Here is a 19,174-nt window from a genome sequence, read left to right on the forward strand (position 1 = left end):
CCGGACAGGGCCTGAGCGTCAGGTGGCACTAAAGACAGAGGGCACTGGCCGACCGCAGAAGGTCGACATGAATGCGCGTCACGAGTCTTACACCTGGATGCACAGTGCAACGGTAGGCGACGCGAAGGCTCCTGGCAATGCGCGAACGCGCGAATCCGCAGGACCGACGCGGCCGGGAAAAGCCCTGTTGTTGCAGGGTTGTTGCCGTACGTGGCGAGGACACCGATGGAAAGTCGATACGCTCCCGATTGACTTCGGGGCATCGGCAGGAGCTGAGCTGCCGTAAACAGGGGATGATCGCCATGACCAGTACACCTTCGGCCAACCTTTTCAAGCCGCTTGAGCAGAGCGACCCGACCGTCGTCGGTGGCTATCGGCTCGCGGCCGTGCTCGGCACAGGCGGTATGGGCAAGGTGTATCTCTCCTACACGCCGGGCGGCCGGCCCATCGCGATCAAGGTGATCCGGCCCGAGTTCAGCGAGGACCCCGAGTTCCGGCGGCGCTTCCAGCGGGAGGTCCAGGCCGCGCAGCGGGTTCAGGGCCTGTACACGGCGCCGGTCATCGACTCCGACACCGAAGGCTCGCAGCCCTGGCTGGCCACCGCGTATGTGCCCGGTCCCTCTCTGGCCCACGCCGTGGCGCAGCACGGCGCGCTGCCGCTGCGGAGCGTGCTGCTGCTGACCGTCGGGGTCGCCGAGGCCCTCCATGTCATCCACGGCGCGGGCATCGTCCACCGTGACCTCAAGCCCGCGAACGTGCTTCTCGCCTCCGACGGCCCTCGCGTGATCGATTTCGGTATCGCCCGCGCCGCGGAGACCACCGCGCTCACCGGCACCGGGGTCAGCGTGGGCACCCCGGCGTTCATGGCGCCGGAACAGGCGGCGGCCGGTACGGTCGGCCCCGCCACCGACATCTTCGCCCTCGGCCAGATCGCGGCCTTCGCGGCGATCGGTTCACCGGCCTACGGTGAAGGGTCCTCGCACGCGGTGCTCTACCGGATCGTGCACGAGGATCCCGACCTCAGCCGGGTGCCCGCGGAGCTGCTGCCCCTGGTGACCCGCTGTCTGACTCGCGACCCGGAAGGCCGGCCGAGCCTGACGGAGATCATCGAGTTGTGCCACGAGATCTCGCCCGAACCGCTGCGCCAGGGCGAGGACTGGCTGCCGCGGTCGGTCGCCGGATCGATCACGGAGCGGCTGCGGCTGCCCGAACCGGCGAAGACCCCGCCACCGCAGCCCACCGTGGCACCGACGCCGACGCAGTTCTCGCCGCAGGGACCGGGGCCGGTCAATCCCAACCCGTACGCGCCGACCGCGTTCTCCCCGTCCGCCGCGCCGACGCAGAACGCGCCGGGCGTTCCCGGTCCGGTGCCTCCGATGCCCGGCCACCCGATGCACCGCACGCCTGCGCCGGGCTACCACACCCCGCCGCCTGTGGTCCACGCTCCCTACGTGCCCCCGCAGCAGCCCAAGCCGAAGCGGACCGGGCTGATCGTCGCCGCGTCGGTCGTGGGCGCGATCGTCGTCCTGGCGGTCGTCGGGTCCCTGCTGCCGGACGGCTCGGGCGGGGACGACGAGTCGAAGTCGCCCGGCAGCGGCACCAGCAGCAGCGCCAGCGGCAGTGGTTCGAGCGGCGATGCCTCAGGTGGCGGGAAGAAGCGGGCGGACCCTCAGCCGGTCTCGTACAAGGGCATCGACCTGACGGAGGGTTACGAGCTCATGCTCGCCGACAGCCCGCCGCGCCCGGTCGAGAGCGAGGACGCGGCCTACGGCAACGGAGATCTCTACTTCAACGTCATCGACTACTTGGAGGAAGCCAACATCGGCACCGCCAACGGGAAGTTCGTCCTGCTGAACAACACGCAGAAGGGCTCCCTGGAGACCTGCCGCACGGAGACGCGCTTCACGGAGAAGATCGGCCTCGACCAGCTCAGCAACGGGTCGGAGATCTGCGTGCTCAGCGACGCGGGCCATATCGCGGTGGCGACGTACCGCGGCAAGTCCGGCGAGGACGACCCGGGCCAGTACGTCACGATCGACCTGGAGATCTGGCGCAACGCCGAGGACCCCTCGGAGAGCTGACGCGGCCTCCCGGCTCGGGGCCGGTCCGCACTGACCTGTCCCACTGGCCTGTCCGGACTGTGGCCGGTCCGCACTGCCCGGTCCGCGCCGTAGGTGCGCCGGACGGGTGAGCCGGTCCCTGGGAGCGGCTCGGCGTGGTGCGGGCCGGGCCCTCGCACCGTATTGGTGGCCTCTTCGGGCAGCGGACGCGGAGGCGGTGTTACGGGGTGTCGACGACCGAACCGGTGCGTCCGGGGCGCGCCCAGTGGGGTGCGCTGATCCTGTTCGCCGGGGTTTCGGGCGCCGTGGACGTGCTGGCTTTCACCGCGCTGGGACGGGTCTTCGCCGGGGTGATGACCGGGAACCTGGTGCTTCTGGGCCTGTCCCTGACGGGGACGGGCCACGAGGGCGGGCCTACCGCGCCGCTGCTGGCTCTGGGCGGGTATGTGGTGGGGGTCGCGGCCGTGGCGCCGTTCGCCCGGCGCCGGCCGGAGGAATCCGCGACGCGCTGGCCGAGTGCGGTCGTGCGGTGTCTCGCCGTCGAGGTCGTACTCCTCGCCGCCGTGGCCGCGGGCTGGGGCGCGGCCGACGGGGCGCCCGCGCAGCCGTGGCTCGATGTCGTGCTCGTCGCGGTCGCCGTCGCCATGGGGATTCAGTCCGCGGCGCTGGCCGGAGCGGGGGCGGCGGGCGGACCCGGAACGTACTTCACCGGCACCCTCACCCACGTCGTCGCGCACGCCGCCGGGCCGCCGGGCGGACGCCGCGCGGATCTCGGTTCACTGGCCCGGCTCGTCGCGCTCACGGGCGGCGCGGCCGTGGGCGCACTCGTGTTCGCGGCGTCCGCGCCCTGGGCGATGGCGGTCCCGCTGGTGCTGGCGGTGGCGGCGCTGGCGTGCGTGGCCACCGCCCCTGGCCCGGACCGGCCCATGCCCGCGGCGACAACGATGACGGGAGACACTTCATGAAGGCCGTGGTCTACGACGGCACCCGCCGGGTGTCCGTGCACGACGTCGAGGACGCGGCTCTGCTGGAGCCGACGGACGCACTCGTACGCATCACGTCGAGCGCCTTGTGCGGCACCGACCCGCACATGTACGACGGCCGAACGGGCGCGGAGCCGGGCCTCGTCCTGGGTCAGCTGTTCGACCGGGGTGTCCACGTCGGTTTCGGCCGTACCCACGACCGGCGCTACACACGTCTGTTGCGCGATCTGGTGCTGGACGGCAGGGCGCATCCCGAGAAGGTGGTCACCCATCACGGTTCGCTGACCGACGCGCCGCGGATGTACGACTCCTTCGACCGGCGCGCCGACGGCATCGTGAAGGCGGTGCTCCGGCCATGAGAGCGGCCGGGTTCCGGCGGGTCCGCGGCGCGGCACGCGCGGCGGGCGCCGGAGAGAGGTCGTTCCGGCCGCGCCCGTCGGAGCGCGGCCGGGGTTCACGCCTGGACCGCGGCCCTCTCCGGCTCGGAACTCGCGTGGGTCTTCTCCAGGCCGGTGGCGGCGGTGCGCACCGCCGGGATGACCGCCGCGATCGCGGCGGAAAGGAGAGCGACGCCGCAGCCGATCAGCAGGCCCGTGCGGAAGCCGCTCTCGGAAGTGACGCCGAAGCCGCCGACGCCGGTCGTCATCTGGGACAGGACCATGCCGATGACCGCCGCGCCGATGGACGTGCCGAGTGAGCGCATGAGGGCGTTGAAGCTGTTCGCGGCGGCCGTCTCGGAGAGCGGGACCGAACTCATGATGAGCGCGGGCATCGAGCCGTAGGCAAGGCCCACGCCGCTGTTGATCACCATGATGGCCAGCATGATTCCCCAGGCCGACCCCATCAGCGCGAGTGACAGCCCATAGCCCGCGGCGATGACCAGGACTCCGCCGAGGAGGGTGACCTTCGGGCCCCGGGCGTTGGTCAGTTTGCCGCCGAGCGGGGAGACGATCATCATCATCACGCCGCCCGGGGCCATCCACAGGCCGGCGGCCAGCATCGACTGCCCCAGTCCGTAGCCGGTGGCCTCCGGGTACTGGAGCAGCTGCGGGATCACCAGCATGCTCGCGTACATCGCGAACCCGACGAAGATCGACGCGATGTTGGTGAGCAGGACCCGGGGACGGGCCGTCGTGCGCAGGTCGACCAGCGGGTCGCTCGTACGGAGTTCCCAGGCGCCCCAGCCGACCAGGAAGACGACGGCGGCGGCGAACAGACCGAGCGTGGTGCCCGAACCCCAGCCCCAGTCGGCGCCCTTGGAGATCGCGAGCAGCAGACTGACCAGCCCTGCGCCGAGGGCGACCGCACCGACCGCGTCGAACCGCTGCCCCTTGGCGCCCGCCGGCACGGTCGGGATCAGGAACCAGATCAGCAGGGCGATGATCGTGGCGAGCACGGCGGAGCCCCAGAAGAGAACACGCCAGTTCGCGTACTGGGCGACCGCCGCGGCGATCGGCAGGCCGAGGCCGCCACCGATTCCCATGGAGGCGCTGACCAGCGCGATGGAGGAGCTCAGCTTCTCCGTGGGGACGACGTCGCGCAGCAGGGCGATGCCCAGCGGCACCATGCCCATACCCATGCCCTGGAGCCCGCGTCCGATGATCATCGGGAGGACCGAGGACGAGAGCGCGCACACCACCGAGCCCGCGATGAGCGGCACCGAGCAGACGAGAAGCATGCGGCGCTTGCCGATCAGGTCACCCAGGCGGCCGACGACCGGAACGCAGACGGCCGCCACCAGGAGGGTCGTCGTGATCACCCAAGTGGCGTTCGACGCACTGGTGTTGAGGATCTTCGGCAGGTCGGCGATGAGAGGGGTGACCAGTGTCTGCATGATCGCGGCCGTGGTGCCGGCAAGCGCCAGCGTCGCGACCACACCGCCCGAGCGGGATCTGAGCTGTGGGGCGTCCATGAAAGGTGACTCCTAGGGCTGTCGCATCCGAAAAGATCATGTGCATCATACATATCATGTGTATCGGGCACTTTACGTGCGCGCTGCACAAACATGAGAAGATGATGTCCGGGCCGTGCGGACGTGATGCGACAATGGCCCGGCGAGAGAGGCAGGAGGCGACACAGGCATGGTCGGGGCCGCGCACGAGGTCGAGTACGAGCAGATGCTGCTCAGCCGCCACACATTTCTGCACCAGAAGGGCGGGCGCCGCAAGGACGGCGTACTGGAGCGCAGCGCCTACATCCTGCTCAGCCGCATCCGCCTCCAGGGACCGATGTCGATCGGCGAACTCAGCGACGCCTTCGGACTCGACGCATCCACCCTGAACCGGCAGACGGCGGCGGCGATGCGCGCGGGACTCGTGAAGCGCATCCCGGACCCTGACGGCGGCATGGCCCGTAAATTCCGTATCACGGACGAGGGCGCGCGCGTCCTCGACGAGGAGCGGGAGGCCAACGTGCGGTCCCTGGACCGGGTCATGTCCGAGTGGCCGGAAGAGGACATCGCCGCGTTCGCCGCGTATCTGAGGCGCTTCAACACCGACATCGAACGGCTCGGCGGAAGGCCCTGGCCGCGCCTCTGAGCGGTGGCCTGCCGGGCCTGCCCGGCGGGCAGCGCCACTCGCCACTCGCCTGGGTTCATCCGTATGGAGTAGCCACGCCAGGGGCGGCGGGCACCGCCTGCCGGGCAGGCCAACGGCGCGGGGCACAGTCGGTCCGGCGGGTCCGGTGGGATCAGCCCAGCTCGTTGAGGTGCGCGTCGTGGGTCGTGGTCGCCAGTCTGGAACGGAGTACACCGTCACACCCGACCGAGTCCGCCGAGCCGGCTCGGCAGACTCCGCCGACAAGGAGACCGCCCATGGCCACCTGGACCAAGGACGAGCTGAACAAGATCGAGCACGCCGACGAACTTCTGATCGCCCCCTTCGGCAGCGACAACACACCGCGCCCGCCGACGACCATCTGGGTGGTCCGAGACGGAGACGACCTGCACGTACGCGCCTTCCGCGGTCGCGGCGGCACCTGGTTCCGCGCCGCCACCGCGCGGCACGCGGGCCACATCAGCTCCGGCGGCGTGGACAAGGACGTCACCTTCGTCGAGGAGGACGACCCGGCGCTCAACGACCGGATCGACCGGGCCTACCGCAGCAAGTACGGCGGCTACAGCGACAGCTATGTCGATCCCATGGTGGCCGACGGCCCCCGCGCCGCGACCCTCAAACTCGTCCCTCGCTGAACCCGCGGCCGTTAGGCCGTGCTCCGGCGGGCCGCCGCCGCGACTCCCCGCGCCACTCGCCCTCACGACAAGGACCCCCTATGACCACCATCGCCATCGTCGGAGCAGGCAGCGGTCTGGGCGGCGCCGTGGCGCGCCGCTTCGGGCGTGAAGGCTTCGACGTCGCCCTCGTGTCCCGTACCAGGGAGCACGTCGACGCCCTCGCCACCGAACTCGGCGGTGAAGGCGTGAACGCGCGCGGGTTCGCCGCCGACGTACGCGATCCGGCCGCCCTCTCCGCCGCCCTGGACGCGGCCGCCACCGAACTCGGCACGGTCGAGGTCCTCCAGTACAGCCCCATCCCCCACCGGGACTTCATGAAGCCGGTCCTGGAGACCGCCCCGGCCGACATCGAGGCCCCGCTGGCGTTCTCCGTCTTCGGACCGATGACAGCCGTCCGCCAGGTTCTGCCCGGGATGCGTACCCTCGGCCGAGGCACGCTGCTGTTCATCAACGGCGGCACCGCCGTCCAGCCGCATCCCGATCGCGCGGGGACCTCGATCGCGTTCGCCGGCGAGAGCGCCTACGCGCAGATGCTCCACGACGCCCTCGCGAACGAGAACATCCACGCGACGCAACTGGTCATCCCCGGCGCGATCACCCCCGGGCATCCCCGCAAGGACCCGGCCGTCCTCGCCGACACGCTCTGGGGGATGCACCGGGACCGCGGGGAGTTCCGGCACTACGCCGAACCCCTGGAGGCCTGACCCGCCCACCCGCCGGCCTCGGGTCGCGGCCCGAGGCCGGCGGGTCAGCCGGTCAGCCGGTCAGCACACCCAGTCCCTGCTTGACCTGGCGCGTCAGCTCGTCGGCCAGGATCTCCGGGGTGCCCTTCTCCAGCGCCTCCAGGACCTGGGCCGCGACGGCCGCCGGGTCGGTCTTCTGCGAGGGGTCGACGTACTCGGCCATGTCGGTGTCCATGTAGCCCACGTGCAGGGCGGACACCTGGATGCCGCGGGGCTTCAGCTCCTCGCGGACCGAGTTCGTCAGCGCCCAGGCCGCCGCCTTGCCCGCGCTGTAGGCGCCGTATCCGGCCGGGTGGACCCAGGACAGCACCGAGAGGACGTTCAGGATCGAGCCACCGCCGTTGCCCTCGATGACGGGCGCGAAGGCGCGGGTCACCTGAAGGGTTCCGTAGAAGTGGGTGTCCATCTCCAGCCGGACCCGGTCGAGATCGCCGGCCACGAGGGGCGTGCGGGTGGAGACGCCCGCGTTGTTGACCAGGAGCGTGGCGTCGGGGGCGGCAGCGGCGGCGGCACGGACGGACTCCGGATCGGTGATGTCCAGACGCAGCGGTACGGCGCCGGGCAGGTCGACCGTCTCGGGGCGGCGGGCTCCCGCGTACACCTTCGCGCCGCGCTCCAGCAACTGCTCGGCGACCCGTCGGCCCAGCCCCCGGTTGGCGCCGGTGACAACCGCTACGGCGTTGTTCAGCTCCATGGTCCTTAATCCCTTCATCAAGGCGCACGACCCTCTTCAGGTCGTGCGTCCGGATTTAGATTACATGCATCATCTAAAAAGGGAAGCGAGAGGCGCGTATGATAGATGTCATCGAACATTTATCCCAGGGAGGTGGCTGATGGGCCGCGTATCGAAGGAGCAGGCACAGGAGAACCGCCGTCGGATCGTCGACACCGCCTCCCGTCTCTTCCGGGAACAGGGCACCGACGGTGTCAGCGTCGCCGACCTGATGAAGGCGGCCGGGCTCACCCACGGCGGCTTCTACAAGCACTTCGACTCCAAGGAAGCCCTCGTGGACGAGGCCACAGCCCGCGCGTTCGACGGCGTCGAGGAGCAGCGCGGCGCCACGACGGAGGCGGACGACGGTGATCCGGAGGCCGCGCCCGGCGCGTTCGTCGACTACTACCTCTCCCCCGAGCACCGCGACGACATGGCGGGCGGCTGTCCCACGGCCGGCCTGGCCGTGGACATGGCCCGCGGCTCCGCCGGCAGCGCCGCGCGCCACACCTACAGCGAAGGGGTGCGGGCGTTCGCGCGGCAGATGGCCGCCGACGACGGGACGGCCGACGGTCTCGCCCGCCTCAGCACGATGGTCGGAGCGCTGATCCTTGCCCGCGCCGTCCGCGACGACCCGCTCTCCGACGAGCTCCTCGCGGCGGCGCGGGCCGAGGTGTCGCGGTAACCACTCCCCTCGTCATCGCCCCGGCCCCGCCACCGGCCCCACTCGCGACCGCTGGCGGGGCCGGGGCGGACCGTGGTTCAGGTGCGCGGCCCCAGCAGGCGGATCGCGTCGGCGGCCACCGTGCCGTCGGCGTCGTTGGTCAGCTCGACCGACGTGCCGAGACCGGCCCGCAGCCGGTACGTGCCGAGCGAGACCCATGAGCCGCCGCGCGGATCGGCCGCCCCCGCCACCCGCTGGTCGATCCGAACGGTGGCGGTTCCGCCCACGTGGGCAACCGTGTACGGCGCGTTGCCCGCGCGGCCCGCGCCCGGCGGGTACGACGTCTGGATCTCGTACACACCGTCCTGGGGCACGGCCGGGCGCCAGCGCACCATCCGCTCGCCTGAACCGGCGGGCGCTGTGCGGTAGTTGCCCGCCCAGAAGCCGGGGCCGGCCGTCGCCGTCGGCCAGCTGCCGGTGACCACCGCGAAGCCCAGCCGGTCGTTGTCCACGACCACCTCCGCGCGGACGTCGGCGGAGCCTGGCGCCTCGACCAGGCTGACCGAGTCGAGACCGAGCAGGGTCCCGCCGCCCCTGCCGGCGCCCGTCACCGCGCACCGCACGGTGTGCCGCCCGGCGCGCAGCCGGGTGGTGCCGATACGAGCGAGGTCGAAGCCGTCCGCCGACTGCGCGGTGGTGTCGATCACATAGGCGGGCAGCTCGGTGCCGTTCACGGTGAAGGTGGCCAGTGCGCCGTCCGCCGAGCGGTAGTGGCGCAGGAGCAGTTCGTACTCGCCGGTGCGCGGCACCCGGAAGGTGAACTCGGCCGCGCCACCCACCTGTTCGGGGGTGAGGACCAGTCGCTCCCCGCGCCGCGCGAGCGGGTCCGCGACGGTACTCACCATGCCGCCGGTGACCTTGCGGTCCGTGTCGGACAGTGCGATCACGGTCTCCCGGTGACGGGGGCCGCGGCGAAGGCTGTCGCGGCCACGGGTCAGCCAGTCGAGCGAGAATCGGCAGACGTTGACCCGGCGCGGGGCACTCGCCAGGTCACCGTCGCAGCCGTAGAGCAGCACGATGGTGCCGTCGGAGAGCCGGGCGAGATCCGAGTAGAAGGAACGATTCTCGTTGATGACCCGGCGGTACCGGTAGGAGATGCCCTCGTCGTAACTGACCGACACCGTCATGTTGTATCTGACGGGCGAGTCCGGACGGCTGAAGAGCACCCGGTCGGTGTCGCGGCTGCCGGGTCCGCCGGTGTAGCGCAACAGGCCGGCGTCCACCGCGTTGAACGAGCCGGTGCCGCCGTCGAACGCGGGCTGGGACCAGGTCGTACCGTCGTCCGAGCTGACCGAGACGATGCGCTGTCCTTCGCCGCCCGCCGCGGCGCGGCCGTTCACGAGCACGGTGCCGTCGGAGCGCTGCACCATCCGCGCCTCGTTTATGGGGTACTTGACCTGCACGGGCACCTCACCGGTCGCCTTCCAGGTGGCGCCGTGGTCGTCGCTGTAGATCGGCGCGACGCCGTAGTACCGCTCGGCCACGGTGTTGCCGACGATCACCCTGCGGTGCGAGCAATTGAGCAGCAGGCGGCCGGACTTGAGCTGGAGTCCGTGGCCGGGACCGGGGCCGTGCAGCGCCCAGTTGTAGGGAAATCCGTCGAACAGCCCCGCCAGGTTGCGCACTTCGCCCCAGGTCCGGCCGCTGTCCCGGCTGGAGATGACATAGAGGTCGCCGGAGTCGCCCGAGCAGGAGGTGTTCTGGGGGAGGCGGAGCGAGAGCATGTAGAAGAGGAAGACCTCCCGCGTCTCGCGGTCCACGACCAGCGCCGGGTTGCCCCAGGACTCGCCGTCGGCGGAGGTGACCAGTGAGCGGCTCGCCTCCCAGGTTCCGCCGCCGTCGGTACTGCGGCGCAGCAGCAGATCGCGCGGCCCGGCGTCGCACACCTCGTGGCGGCCCTCGGTGACGGCGAGGATGGTGTCGTCGGGAAGAACCGCGAGCGCGTGGACGTGGTAGTTCACGAGCGGGCCCTCGACGGAGTCCCAGAGGGTCTGCTCGTGGAAGAAGGAGCCGTGCCGGCCGGGTGCGGACGACCGGTCGGCGGCGTGTGCCGTGGATCCGAGGGCCGCGGGGCTGAACGCGGCGGTCGCCGAGACGCCGGCGACGCCCAGGGCGAAGGATCTGCGGTTCATGGCGGTGCGCTTGGGTCCGGTGTCGGACATGGTGGGCCACCCCTTTCGGGCGGTACGGAGGAGAGGGATCCGGCGCGGGGCATTACGGTCCCGATCGGGACGTACTGGACAGATCAGGGACGTGCTGTCCTGGTCAGGGGCCTGTGGCGCTGATCAGGGACGTACTGGCCCGGCGGGGGCGCGCTCGATCCGGCACGGACCGGGTCGGGCGCGCCCCCGCGCGGGGTCAGGCGCGTATGAGGTGTGCGTCGAGAGGAGCGAGCAGGTCGAGCAGCGCGCGGCGCTCCTCGTCGGAGCACGGTGTGAAGGGCGCCGCGATGTGCGGCGGGCAGAGCCCTCGTGCGGCCAGGACGGCCTTCACCGCCGGCACGCCGGGCCGCACGGTGTGGAGCGCGAGCACCTTGTCGAGCAGCTGTTGCGCGCGCCGCGCGTCGTCGTCCCGTCCCTCGCGGTGGGCCCGGAACAGTTCAACGGCCGCTCCGGGCGCCAGATTCGCCACTCCGGGGACCACACCGTCGGCTCCGAGCCGCAGCGCGTCGAGCGCCTGCCCCTCCGCGCCCTGGCTGACCCCGAAGTCGTCGCGGCGGCGGGCCGCCGCGACGGCGTGGCCGAACAGCGCGAGGTCGCCCGAGCTGTCCTTGATGCCCACGAGATGCGCGAGCTCCGTGACTTCGTCGAGCAGGGCGGGTGTCAGCGGATTGCTGTAGCGGGGGGCGTTGTAGGCGACGACGGGGACGCCGAGGCCGGCCATGGCCGCGTAGTGGGTGACGATCTCGTCGTGCCGGTGGTGGAAGTAGATCGGCGGGCTCAGCACCAGCGCGTCCGGCCCGGCGGGCAGGACGGCCTCCGCCCGCGCCAGCGCCTCGGCGGTGCCGGGGGCCGTGACATTCACCAACACGGGCCCGCCGTCGGTCAGTTCACGCCAGCGCTCGGCCACCCCGGCGGCGAAGTCGCCCAGTTGCGCCGTGGGCAGCAGGGGTCCCTCGCCGTTGCTGCCGAAGAGCATGAGGCTCCGGGCGCCCGCCGCCGCCAACGCGCCGAGCAGGGCGTCGGCGGCCGGGGCCGACGGTTGTCCCGGCCGGTCCATCGGTGTGACCAGCGGGACCATGACACCGGCCAGCAGGGCGCGGCCGCCGGCCGGTCCTCTCGCGTCGCGGACAGGTCCCGGCCGGCAACCCGTCATGTCCCGGCGGCTCAGTCTCTTCCCGACGGTACCGCCGTCCTGACTGCCCATCAGTACCCCTTGACCTCGGGCCAGGCCAGTTCGACCCCGGCGCGCGTGAGTTCGTCCTGGAAGCGGCGCAGACACTCGCCGTCCTCGTACACCTGCTCGACGTCGAGCCGGTTGTCGAGGCAGTACGCCGCGAGCGAGCCGGCCGCCTCGCCGATGTTCCACTCGACGGGGTGCAGCCGGTAACAGCCGTTGGTGATGTGGGTGGTGCCGATGTTCTTGCAGACCGGCAGCAGGTTTCGCAGCCGCACGGGGAGCAGTGCGCCCAGCGGAATCTGGAAAGGGCTGCTGGCGACGTCGATGTAGGTGTCGCCGCCGGTGGACGGATGCAGGTCGATCCGGTACATCCCGATGCCGACGGAGTCCGGGTATCGCACCGCGCCGTGGTCGCCCCTGACGGTCAGCGACAGATCCTGTTCGACGATCTGTCGCCGGGCGACGATCCGGCGTGACTCACGGATGTACGGTGCCTTGGCCAGCCCGTCGGCCGTACCGAACACATCGCCGCGCAGCCGCAGTCCGGGCCAGCCGGTGCCGCCGTCGGGGCGCGGCGCCTCGGTCTGGAGCCAGTAGAGCATGCTCATGCTCAGCTCTCGGGCCCCGGCCAGATGCCGGTCCCGCTCCTTGTCGTCCACCCCGATCAGCGGTCCCGGCAGATAGTCGATCATGGGCCAGTTGACGATGGTCACATCACTCGCGACGAAGCCGGACCGGTACAGCTTCCGGGAGACCACCCGGCGGAACTCCCACAGCTCCTTGTCGCCCGCGTCCTTGCTCTGGTCGGCGACGACCGGCCCCGAGTCGGCGTTCGGCGTGAAGCCGCGCGGCACGGTCTCCAGCGTCCTCGGGTCGGGCGCGCTCAGGCTCAACAGCCGGTTCGGCCACTGCGGGGGGTGGTAGGCGGCCCAGCCTTCGTAGCCGGCCGGCCGGTCCACGGTGTGGTCCTCGCCCGCCAGATGGTCGACGGCGAACACCCAGGAGAACGCCTGCATGTTGGCCGGCTGTGCCTCGTCGGGCGCGCTCGGCTCCCCCGTGTCCCGCCGCGACTCGAAGCCCGTGACATGCTCGGCGCCGGTCAGCGGCAGCAGGTCGCCGAGTTCCGTCGCGTCCAGGACGTACGGCGCCGACACCTCGACGCGCGTACCGTCCGGGCCTTCGACGACCACGGACCGTACCCGGTCGCCGTCCACGGAGGCGGCCACCGGCCGGTGCCCGTACAGAATCCGCAGCCGGCCCGCGGCCACGTACGGCGCGACCATGGCCCGCAGAACGGCTGCCGCGACACTCGGCTCGTGGCACAGCGCGCTCACGCGCCCCTCGCCGGGGTTGAGATACCGGCGCCGCCTGGCCTCGTCGGTGAGCGGATACCACGTCCGGTAGTGGTCGCGGATCGCCTCACGCAGCGCCCGGTAGGTGCGGGTGGCGCCGAACTGCTCGATCCACGCGTGCTCGTCGGGCGGCACGCCCTGGCTGGTGAGCTGGCCGCCGATCCAGTCGGTCTCCTCCGTGAGCAGGACCGACCGCCCCCGGTCGAGGGCGGCCAGCGCGGCGGCCACACCGCCGAGGCCCCCGCCGACGACGAGGATGTCCGTGACCGCCGACGTCTCCGCGCTCATGTGCCGCTCCCCTCGCGTGCGTCACCCGCACTGTCCGCGTCGTCGCCGATCGCACCGCCGGTCGTGGCCGGAGCCTCACGCTTGGCCGGCCCTCCGTCCGGGCCGAACGTGAAGCTCCGGGGTCCGCCCTGTACGTCCACCGGCACGGGCGGGCCACCGCCCGGCGGTGTGACGAGCAGGTCGCCGGTGCCCTCGGCGGTCCCGGTGACGCAATCGGCGGTCAGCCGGTAGCCCCGTACGACGACGCCGGGCGCCATGTCCAGCAGGACACGTCCGTCCAGAGCGACGGTGAGCCGGTCGGCCGCCCGGACGTCGAGGCGGCCCTCGCCGAGCGGCAGGTTGCACAGCTCGGCCGGCTCGCCAGGGTGGGCGAACCGCCAGCCGTCGGACCGCGCGTCGGCCAGTTCACCGAAGGCCAGATACGCCAACAGACCTCCCCAGGCCATCAGCCCGTCCGAACGCTTCTGAAAACCCGTCAGATTCTCCCCGTCGACGGCCGGATAGTTCTCCCTGACATGGCCGTACTCACGCCATTCGTCGAGAAACAGCCGCAGCAGGGCCCCCACCACCGGCCGGCTCAGCTCGGTCAACTCATAGCGCCGCAGCCCCCGCACGGCGAGATACGCCATCGGCGCCCAGATCCGGCCGCGCCAGTAGGTCGCCGCGAATCCGGGGTCGTTCCGGGCCACGCTCGGCAGTGGCCGTACGCCGCCCAGCGCTTCGGGGCGCAGCAGTTCGGCGGCCACGGCCGCCGCACGGCCGGCGTCCGGCAGCCCGCCGAGGAGCGCGTACAGCATCGTCGGCGAGACGTGCGGATCGTGCGTGCCCGCGGTGGTGAGATTGCGGTAGCCGCCCCTCTCGCCGTCCCACAGCAGCCGGTCCGCGACCTCCTTCGCCGCTTCCGCCTCGGCGCGCAGCCGGCCGGCCGTCGCGCGCTCGCCCAGGATGTCGGCGATCTCCGCGAGTGTCTCGGCGTCGGCGATGTGCAGCGCGTTCAGCCCGACGTCGGCCAGGTCCATGGTGTGGGTCGCGGGGTCGTACAGCGACTCGTCGTACATCGGCGAATCGTCCAGGCCCGACTCCCGTTTGGCCCGGTCGAGGGTCGCCGACGCGGGGTCGCCCGCGATCGGGTCGGAGCCCCAGGCCAGCAGCCCGTGCGGTCCCCGGCGGGCGCGCGGCCACCAGTCGTGCCAGGCCAGCAGCGCCGGGAAGGTGTCTTCGAGCAGCGCGGTGTCGCGGGTCCCGGGCGACAGGCCGCCCGCCAGATAGGCCTGATACACCGTCAGCGCGCCGACCGGTGGCTGCGAACGGTCACCGGTGCGGCCCCCGTCGTCCGAGATCCGGTTCGGGATCATGCCGGCCTCGTCCGCGTGGGGAAGGATCTGCCCGAACACGCCGCGCGCGTAGTCCCGGTCGACGGCGCTGGCGGCGAGGCCGGTGAAGAACGTGTCCCAGGCGTGCAGGGCCCACGTGCCGTAGAAGCCCTTCCGCTCGGCGCAGACGAAGTCCCGGGAGGTCGGGGTGAGGACGCGGTCGATGTCGGGAGCGTGGATGGTGTTCCAGGTGACGGCCCTGGTCAGGGCGGAGGCGGCATCGCCGAGCCAGCCGCCCGACCGTAGCCGGGTGCGGTCGGTGGCGGTACGGCGCGCCGCGAGTACGCCGCCGGTCTCCGCCACCGTGCCGGACGCGCGCTCCGGTGCGATCCGCAGGTCCACGGTGGCGGGGCCCGAGTCGTCGTTCGTTCCGCCGCCGGTCTCGTCCCCGGTCCGGGTGTCGAACGCCAGCACCAGCGCGTGCGCCGGGCCGTCGATCCTGCGGGCCGGCGACGAGGCGGTGACCGTCCAACGAAGGCCGCCCGCAAGGACGGTGCCGACCCGGAAGATGCCGCTCGGCGCGGCCCCGGCCGGGTCGTCCGGTCGGCCCGCACGGTCGTCGACGCCGTCCAGGCCCTCGACGGAGAGCACGACAGCGCCCGTGCTCTCGGCGCGTGCGTGCAGGACCTCGCCGGGTCCGCCCGCGAAGACCAGCCGCAGCCGGTGGCCCGCCGCGCGTACCGTCACCTCGGCGAAGGTGCCGTCCACGGTGTGGTGCCCCAGCCGCTCCAGTCCGTCGCGCCAGGTGAAGCCGTCGAGTACGGGGCCTTCGGGGCCGAGTACGCCGAACCGCGCCCGTGGTCCGGACGGCAGCAGGCTCATACCGGTGTGCGTGCGGACGTCCCAGGTGTTCCAGCCGGTCGCCGCCGGAGTCACACCGGCGCGCCTCTCATTCGTACGACTCCCGCTCATACGACCGCCTTGTCGTCGGCGGTGCCGTCGCCCGGCACCGAGTCGTCCAGGTCCAGGGCCGCGTCCAGCAGCGCCCGGGTGTACGGGTCACGCGGCGCGGTCAGCACCTCGCCGGTCGGGCCCTCCTCCACGATCACGCCCCGGTGCATCACCGCGACCCTGTCGGCGATCTGGTGGACCACCCCCAGGTCGTGGGAGATGAACAGCATCGCCAGCCGGTGCCTGGCACGCAGATCGATCAGCAGCCGCAGGATCTGGGCCTGGACCGACACGTCGAGCGCCGACACGGCCTCGTCGCACACCAGCAGCCGGGGCCGTACCGCCAGCGCTCTGGCGATGCTCACCCGCTGGCACTGACCTCCCGACAGGTCCCCCGCCCGCCGCGACGCCACTTCGGGGTCGAGCCCCATGTCGGCGAGGAGCCGGTGCAGCGCCTCGGTACGGTCGCCCGTGGGCGCGGTGACCGGATGGGTGCTCCAGACCTCGGCGATGACCGAGGCGACCGTCATACGCGGATTGAGCGACGACCGCGGATCCTGGAACACCATCTGTACCGCGCGCCGCAACTCCGGCGGCCTGCGTCCCGCGCGGCCGAGTGGCCGGCCGTCGAAGGTGAGCTTCCCGGCGCCGGGCCCGAGCAGTCCCGCCACGCACCGGGCGACGGTCGTCTTGCCGGAGCCCGACTCGCCGACCAGACCGAGTGTCTCCTCGGGTGCCACCGACAGGCTCACGCCGTCCACGGCGATCTGCCCTCTCCGGCGGCCCCACCCCCGCCCGCCGTAACTGACGCGCAGACCGCGCACATCGAGCAGTGCGCGTTCCGGTGGGACCGCGCGCTCCCCGAGGGGTTCGATGTCCCGTTCGCTCTCACTCACGATCCCAGCACCTCCTCCGCGAAGTGGCAGGCGCTCCAGCGCCCCGGCGCCACCTCCCGTACCTCCGGCACCTCACCGCCGCACCGGGCGCGGGCCAGTGGGCAGCGCGGATGGAACGCGCAGCCGGCCGGCCGGTTCGCGGGTGTCGCCGGGGCGCCCGGCAGCGGATCGGCCGGCGCGGTACGGGTTCTGACGGCGGGCACGCTGCGTACCAGGGCGGCGGTGTACGGGTGCGCGGGCCGGCGCAGTACGTCGCGGGCGGGCCCGCGCTCACAGACCCGTCCCGCGTACATCACCACGACCCGTTCGGCGACGTGCGACACGACCCGCAGGTCATGGCTGACCAGGAGCATCGCCAGGCCGTCCGCCGCCTGGATGCCGGCGAGCAGCCGCAGGATCCGGGACTGCACGGTGACATCGAGCGCCGTCGTCGGCTCGTCGGCGAGCAGCAGCGAGGGCTCTCCGGCCAACGCCAGTGCGATCATGGCGCGCTGGCGCAGGCCGCCGGAGAGTTCGTGCGGGTAGGCGCGCATCCGCCGCTTCGGCTCCGGCACGCCCGCCCGGTCGAGGAGTTCGACGACCCGGCGGCTCACCTCGGCGCGAGGCAGCCGGTCGCGGCGTGGGATCTCGCCGACCTGACGGCCGATCCGCTGGGTCGGGTTGAGGGCGGCCAGCGGGTCTTGGAAGATCATCGCGATCTCCCGGCCGCGTACCGTACGACGCCGTACCGGATCGGCGGCGATCAGATCCTCGCCGTGCCACAGCAGCCGGCCCGACAGGGTGGCGCCCTCGGGCGGCAGGCCCAGGATCGCCTCGGCCGTCATCGTCTTTCCGCTGCCCGACTCGCCGATCAGTCCGACGGTCGTGGCGCGTGGCACGTCGAAGGACACACCGTCCACCACCCGCACCCGGGTGCCGTGCGAGCCCGGCAGTTCCACCACCAGGCCGTCGATCCGCAGGGGCGGCCCGTCGGTCGCGGGCGCCGGTTTCGTGGGGCCGCGTTCGCGAGCGGTTCCGGCGGGGGTCACGACCCACCGGTCCGTACGGTGGCGAAGTCCGGCAGGCCACTGGCGTCCGGGACGAAGCCCTTGAGGTCGTTGTTCCAGGCGTACGCGATGCTCACCGACATCGGGTACATCCCTACGGCGTCCCGCCAGATGATCGCGCTCGCCCGGCCGTAGAGGTCGGTGCGCTTCTCCTCGTCGGCCGTGGCTCCCGCCGCCGCCAGCAGACCGTCCAGTTCCTTGTTGCAGTAGCCGTTCCGATTGGCCTCGCAGGTGTAGAGGCGGCCGAGGTTGCTGGCCGCGTCGTAGCTGGGGGTGGCCAGCTGCTGGAAGTTGATGTCCCATTTGAGCGCGATCAGATCCTCGGTGAAGGTGGCCTGCTCCTTCTCCAGCGGCTCGGCCAGTACGCCCACCTTCCGCAGGTCCGAGACGACGGCCTGGATGAAGGGCCGGAACTCGGCGTTGGCGAACTGGAGGCGGAGCTTCTTCGAGAAGTCGAAACCCGCGGCGGTGAGCGCCGACTTGGCGGCTGTCGCGTCGTAGGCCACGGGCGGCTGCGGTACGTGGCCGAGGACGACGCTCGTCACGGGCGCGTCGGCCGGCTTGCCGGTCTCGGGGTAGAGCTTGCCGATGATGGTCTCGAAGTCGACCGCCTGCCAGATCGCCTTGCGTACCTTCGCGTCCGCCAGCGCGGGCGTCGAGGAGTTGAACCACATGGTGAACTCGGCGCTGCTCGGGACCGTCCGCACCGTCAGCTCCTTCTCGCTCTCCAGCGAGGCCAGTTGGTCGTCCGGGATGCCCCAGACGATGTCCACCTCGCCGGTGCGCAGGGCGGTCATGCGCGCCGACAGCTCCGGGATGTTCCGTACGGTGACCCGGCTCGGCGCGGGCTTCTCGCCCCGGTACTCCTTGTTGGGCACCAGGACCAGCGACTCGCCCGGGGTGAATCCGTCGACGGTGAACGGGCCCGAGCCGACGGGGTCGTTGAAGAAGGCGGTGTCGTCCTTGCCGACGTCCGACGGGATGACGTAGAAGGTGCCGAGCTTCCCGGGGACAGACGCGTCGGGCGCCGGGCTGCTGAGCACCACTTCGGTGGCTGAGGTCTTCCTCATCGTGGAGCCCGTGAAGTTGCCCGCGTTGGGGCCGTTCAGGGTGATCATCCGCTGGAAGGAGGCGACCACGTCGTCGGCGTCGAGCGGGGAGCCGTCGGAGAACGTCACGCCGTCGCGCAGCGTGAACGTCCAGGCCGTGACATCCCCGTTGGGCTTCCAGGAAGTGGCCAGGTCTCCCTTGAGCGTGCCGTCCGGGTCCGGTTTCACGAGTCTGCTGAAGATCTCCTGCCCGGCCAACTGCGTGCCGGTGGAGGCGCCTTGGGCTCCGTGCGGGTCCAGGCTCTCGATCGGGTAGGTGCCCGCGGCCGTCACGTCGCCCGAGCCCCCGGAGCCGCCTCCGTTGTCGTCGTCGCCGCCCGATGTCGTCGAACAGGCGGCGAGGAGCGCCCCGGTCGCCGTGGCGGTGGCGGCGAGCCGGAGCAGCCGGCTCCGGCCGTACACGCGCGTCTTGGTCATGGTGGTGCT

Annotated in this window: 17 protein-coding genes; 7 read left to right on the forward strand and 10 right to left on the reverse strand. The window is 71.8% G+C overall.

The window, feature by feature from the left end:
• Positions 1 to 28 precede the first annotated feature (28 nt).
• Positions 29 to 304, reverse strand: coding sequence for a putative leader peptide (locus ACIBBB_RS17965; RefSeq protein ID WP_398982959.1), 276 nt, complete (start codon positions 302 to 304; stop codon positions 29 to 31).
• Here ACIBBB_RS17965 and ACIBBB_RS17970 point away from each other — a divergent pair.
• From ACIBBB_RS17970 to ACIBBB_RS17980, 3 genes are all read left to right on the forward strand, one after another.
• Positions 294 to 2,081: a serine/threonine protein kinase gene (locus ACIBBB_RS17970; protein WP_398982961.1), complete on the forward strand. Its 1,788-nt coding sequence runs from the start codon at positions 294 to 296 to the stop codon at positions 2,079 to 2,081. The two genes, ACIBBB_RS17965 and ACIBBB_RS17970, sit on opposite strands and share 11 nt — an antisense overlap.
• Positions 2,082 to 2,287: 206 nt before the next feature.
• Entirely contained in the window at positions 2,288 to 3,025 is a 738-nt protein-coding gene (locus ACIBBB_RS17975) for a YoaK family protein (protein WP_398982963.1), read from the forward strand.
• Entirely contained in the window at positions 3,022 to 3,402 is a 381-nt protein-coding gene (locus ACIBBB_RS17980; protein WP_398982965.1) for a hypothetical protein, read from the forward strand. Before ACIBBB_RS17975 ends, ACIBBB_RS17980 begins: the two co-directional genes overlap by 4 nt.
• A 95-nt stretch (positions 3,403 to 3,497) precedes the next feature.
• Here the strand turns inward: ACIBBB_RS17980 and ACIBBB_RS17985 are convergent, their stop codons facing one another.
• Positions 3,498 to 4,955 carry an MFS transporter gene (locus tag ACIBBB_RS17985; protein WP_398982967.1) on the reverse strand — a complete coding sequence of 486 codons (1,458 nt, stop codon included), beginning with the start codon at positions 4,953 to 4,955 and terminating at the stop codon, positions 3,498 to 3,500.
• Positions 4,956 to 5,124: 169 nt separating this feature from the next.
• On the opposite strand from ACIBBB_RS17985, the gene ACIBBB_RS17990 reads away from it, so the two are divergent.
• The 3 genes from ACIBBB_RS17990 (at position 5,125) to ACIBBB_RS18000 (ending at position 6,979) form a co-directional block, all read left to right on the forward strand.
• Positions 5,125 to 5,580: a MarR family winged helix-turn-helix transcriptional regulator gene (locus ACIBBB_RS17990; RefSeq protein WP_398982969.1), complete on the forward strand. Its 456-nt coding sequence runs from the start codon at positions 5,125 to 5,127 to the stop codon at positions 5,578 to 5,580.
• A 275-nt stretch (positions 5,581 to 5,855) separates the two neighbouring features.
• Complete coding sequence (locus ACIBBB_RS17995; protein WP_398982971.1) at positions 5,856 to 6,233, forward strand: DUF2255 family protein; 378 nt, start codon at positions 5,856 to 5,858, stop codon at positions 6,231 to 6,233.
• A gap of 80 nt (positions 6,234 to 6,313) precedes the next feature.
• A complete protein-coding gene (locus ACIBBB_RS18000; RefSeq protein WP_398982973.1) occupies positions 6,314 to 6,979 on the forward strand; it encodes an SDR family NAD(P)-dependent oxidoreductase in 666 nt (221 codons plus the stop codon).
• A gap of 52 nt (positions 6,980 to 7,031) precedes the next feature.
• Here the strand turns inward: ACIBBB_RS18000 and ACIBBB_RS18005 are convergent, their stop codons facing one another.
• On the reverse strand, positions 7,032 to 7,712 hold the full coding sequence (locus ACIBBB_RS18005; protein WP_398982975.1) for an SDR family oxidoreductase: 681 nt from the start codon (positions 7,710 to 7,712) through the stop codon (positions 7,032 to 7,034).
• A 139-nt stretch (positions 7,713 to 7,851) separates the two neighbouring features.
• On the opposite strand from ACIBBB_RS18005, the gene ACIBBB_RS18010 reads away from it, so the two are divergent.
• Entirely contained in the window at positions 7,852 to 8,415 is a 564-nt protein-coding gene (locus tag ACIBBB_RS18010; protein WP_398982977.1) for a TetR family transcriptional regulator, read from the forward strand.
• A 77-nt stretch (positions 8,416 to 8,492) separates the two neighbouring features.
• Here ACIBBB_RS18010 and ACIBBB_RS18015 read toward each other — a convergent pair whose 3' ends face one another.
• From ACIBBB_RS18015 to ACIBBB_RS18045, 7 genes are all read right to left on the reverse strand, one after another.
• A complete protein-coding gene (locus ACIBBB_RS18015; RefSeq protein ID WP_398982979.1) occupies positions 8,493 to 10,616 on the reverse strand; it encodes an exo-alpha-sialidase in 2,124 nt (707 codons plus the stop codon).
• 196 nt (positions 10,617 to 10,812) lie between these two features.
• The gene (locus tag ACIBBB_RS18020) at positions 10,813 to 11,820 is read right to left on the reverse strand and encodes a dihydrodipicolinate synthase family protein (protein ID WP_398982981.1); all 1,008 of its coding nucleotides are present in this window, start codon (positions 11,818 to 11,820) and stop codon (positions 10,813 to 10,815) included.
• On the reverse strand, positions 11,820 to 13,433 hold the full coding sequence (locus tag ACIBBB_RS18025; protein WP_398982983.1) for an FAD-dependent oxidoreductase: 1,614 nt from the start codon (positions 13,431 to 13,433) through the stop codon (positions 11,820 to 11,822). The genes ACIBBB_RS18020 and ACIBBB_RS18025 overlap by 1 nt, the downstream gene beginning before the upstream one ends.
• Complete coding sequence (locus tag ACIBBB_RS18030; protein WP_398982985.1) at positions 13,430 to 15,718, reverse strand: MGH1-like glycoside hydrolase domain-containing protein; 2,289 nt, start codon at positions 15,716 to 15,718, stop codon at positions 13,430 to 13,432. Before ACIBBB_RS18030 ends, ACIBBB_RS18025 begins: the two co-directional genes overlap by 4 nt.
• On the reverse strand, positions 15,715 to 16,593 hold the full coding sequence (locus tag ACIBBB_RS18035) for an ATP-binding cassette domain-containing protein (protein ID WP_398982987.1): 879 nt from the start codon (positions 16,591 to 16,593) through the stop codon (positions 15,715 to 15,717). Before ACIBBB_RS18035 ends, ACIBBB_RS18030 begins: the two co-directional genes overlap by 4 nt.
• Complete coding sequence (locus tag ACIBBB_RS18040; RefSeq protein WP_398982990.1) at positions 16,590 to 17,621, reverse strand: ABC transporter ATP-binding protein; 1,032 nt, start codon at positions 17,619 to 17,621, stop codon at positions 16,590 to 16,592. Before ACIBBB_RS18040 ends, ACIBBB_RS18035 begins: the two co-directional genes overlap by 4 nt.
• Positions 17,618 to 19,165 (reverse strand): ABC transporter substrate-binding protein, encoded by a 1,548-nt coding sequence (locus ACIBBB_RS18045; protein ID WP_398982992.1) that lies wholly within the window; start codon positions 19,163 to 19,165, stop codon positions 17,618 to 17,620. The genes ACIBBB_RS18040 and ACIBBB_RS18045 overlap by 4 nt, the downstream gene beginning before the upstream one ends.
• Positions 19,166 to 19,174: the final 9 nt, after the last annotated feature.

This window comes from Streptomyces sp. NPDC051217 (assembly GCF_044455465.1).
Classification (GTDB): Bacteria; Actinomycetota; Actinomycetes; order Streptomycetales; family Streptomycetaceae; genus Streptomyces.

Bases quoted from the DNA above. Each gene is read 5' to 3' on its own strand.
- ACIBBB_RS18000 (WP_398982973.1), top strand. From the start codon at position 6,314: ATGACCACCATCGCCATCGTCGGAGCAGGCAGCGGTCTGGGCGGCGCC.
- ACIBBB_RS17970 (WP_398982961.1), top strand. From the start codon at position 294: ATGATCGCCATGACCAGTACACCTTCGGCCAACCTTTTCAAGCCGCTT.
- ACIBBB_RS17965 (WP_398982959.1), bottom strand. From the start codon at position 304: ATGGCGATCATCCCCTGTTTACGGCAGCTCAGCTCCTGCCGATGCCCC.
- ACIBBB_RS18030 (WP_398982985.1), bottom strand. From the start codon at position 15,718: ATGAGCGGGAGTCGTACGAATGAGAGGCGCGCCGGTGTGACTCCGGCG.
- ACIBBB_RS17995 (WP_398982971.1), top strand. From the start codon at position 5,856: ATGGCCACCTGGACCAAGGACGAGCTGAACAAGATCGAGCACGCCGAC.
- ACIBBB_RS18045 (WP_398982992.1), bottom strand. From the start codon at position 19,165: ATGACCAAGACGCGCGTGTACGGCCGGAGCCGGCTGCTCCGGCTCGCC.
- ACIBBB_RS17985 (WP_398982967.1), bottom strand. From the start codon at position 4,955: ATGGACGCCCCACAGCTCAGATCCCGCTCGGGCGGTGTGGTCGCGACG.
- ACIBBB_RS18025 (WP_398982983.1), bottom strand. From the start codon at position 13,433: ATGAGCGCGGAGACGTCGGCGGTCACGGACATCCTCGTCGTCGGCGGG.
- ACIBBB_RS18010 (WP_398982977.1), top strand. From the start codon at position 7,852: ATGGGCCGCGTATCGAAGGAGCAGGCACAGGAGAACCGCCGTCGGATC.
- ACIBBB_RS17980 (WP_398982965.1), top strand. From the start codon at position 3,022: ATGAAGGCCGTGGTCTACGACGGCACCCGCCGGGTGTCCGTGCACGAC.
- ACIBBB_RS18015 (WP_398982979.1), bottom strand. From the start codon at position 10,616: ATGTCCGACACCGGACCCAAGCGCACCGCCATGAACCGCAGATCCTTC.
- ACIBBB_RS18005 (WP_398982975.1), bottom strand. From the start codon at position 7,712: ATGGAGCTGAACAACGCCGTAGCGGTTGTCACCGGCGCCAACCGGGGG.
- ACIBBB_RS18020 (WP_398982981.1), bottom strand. From the start codon at position 11,820: ATGGGCAGTCAGGACGGCGGTACCGTCGGGAAGAGACTGAGCCGCCGG.
- ACIBBB_RS17990 (WP_398982969.1), top strand. From the start codon at position 5,125: ATGGTCGGGGCCGCGCACGAGGTCGAGTACGAGCAGATGCTGCTCAGC.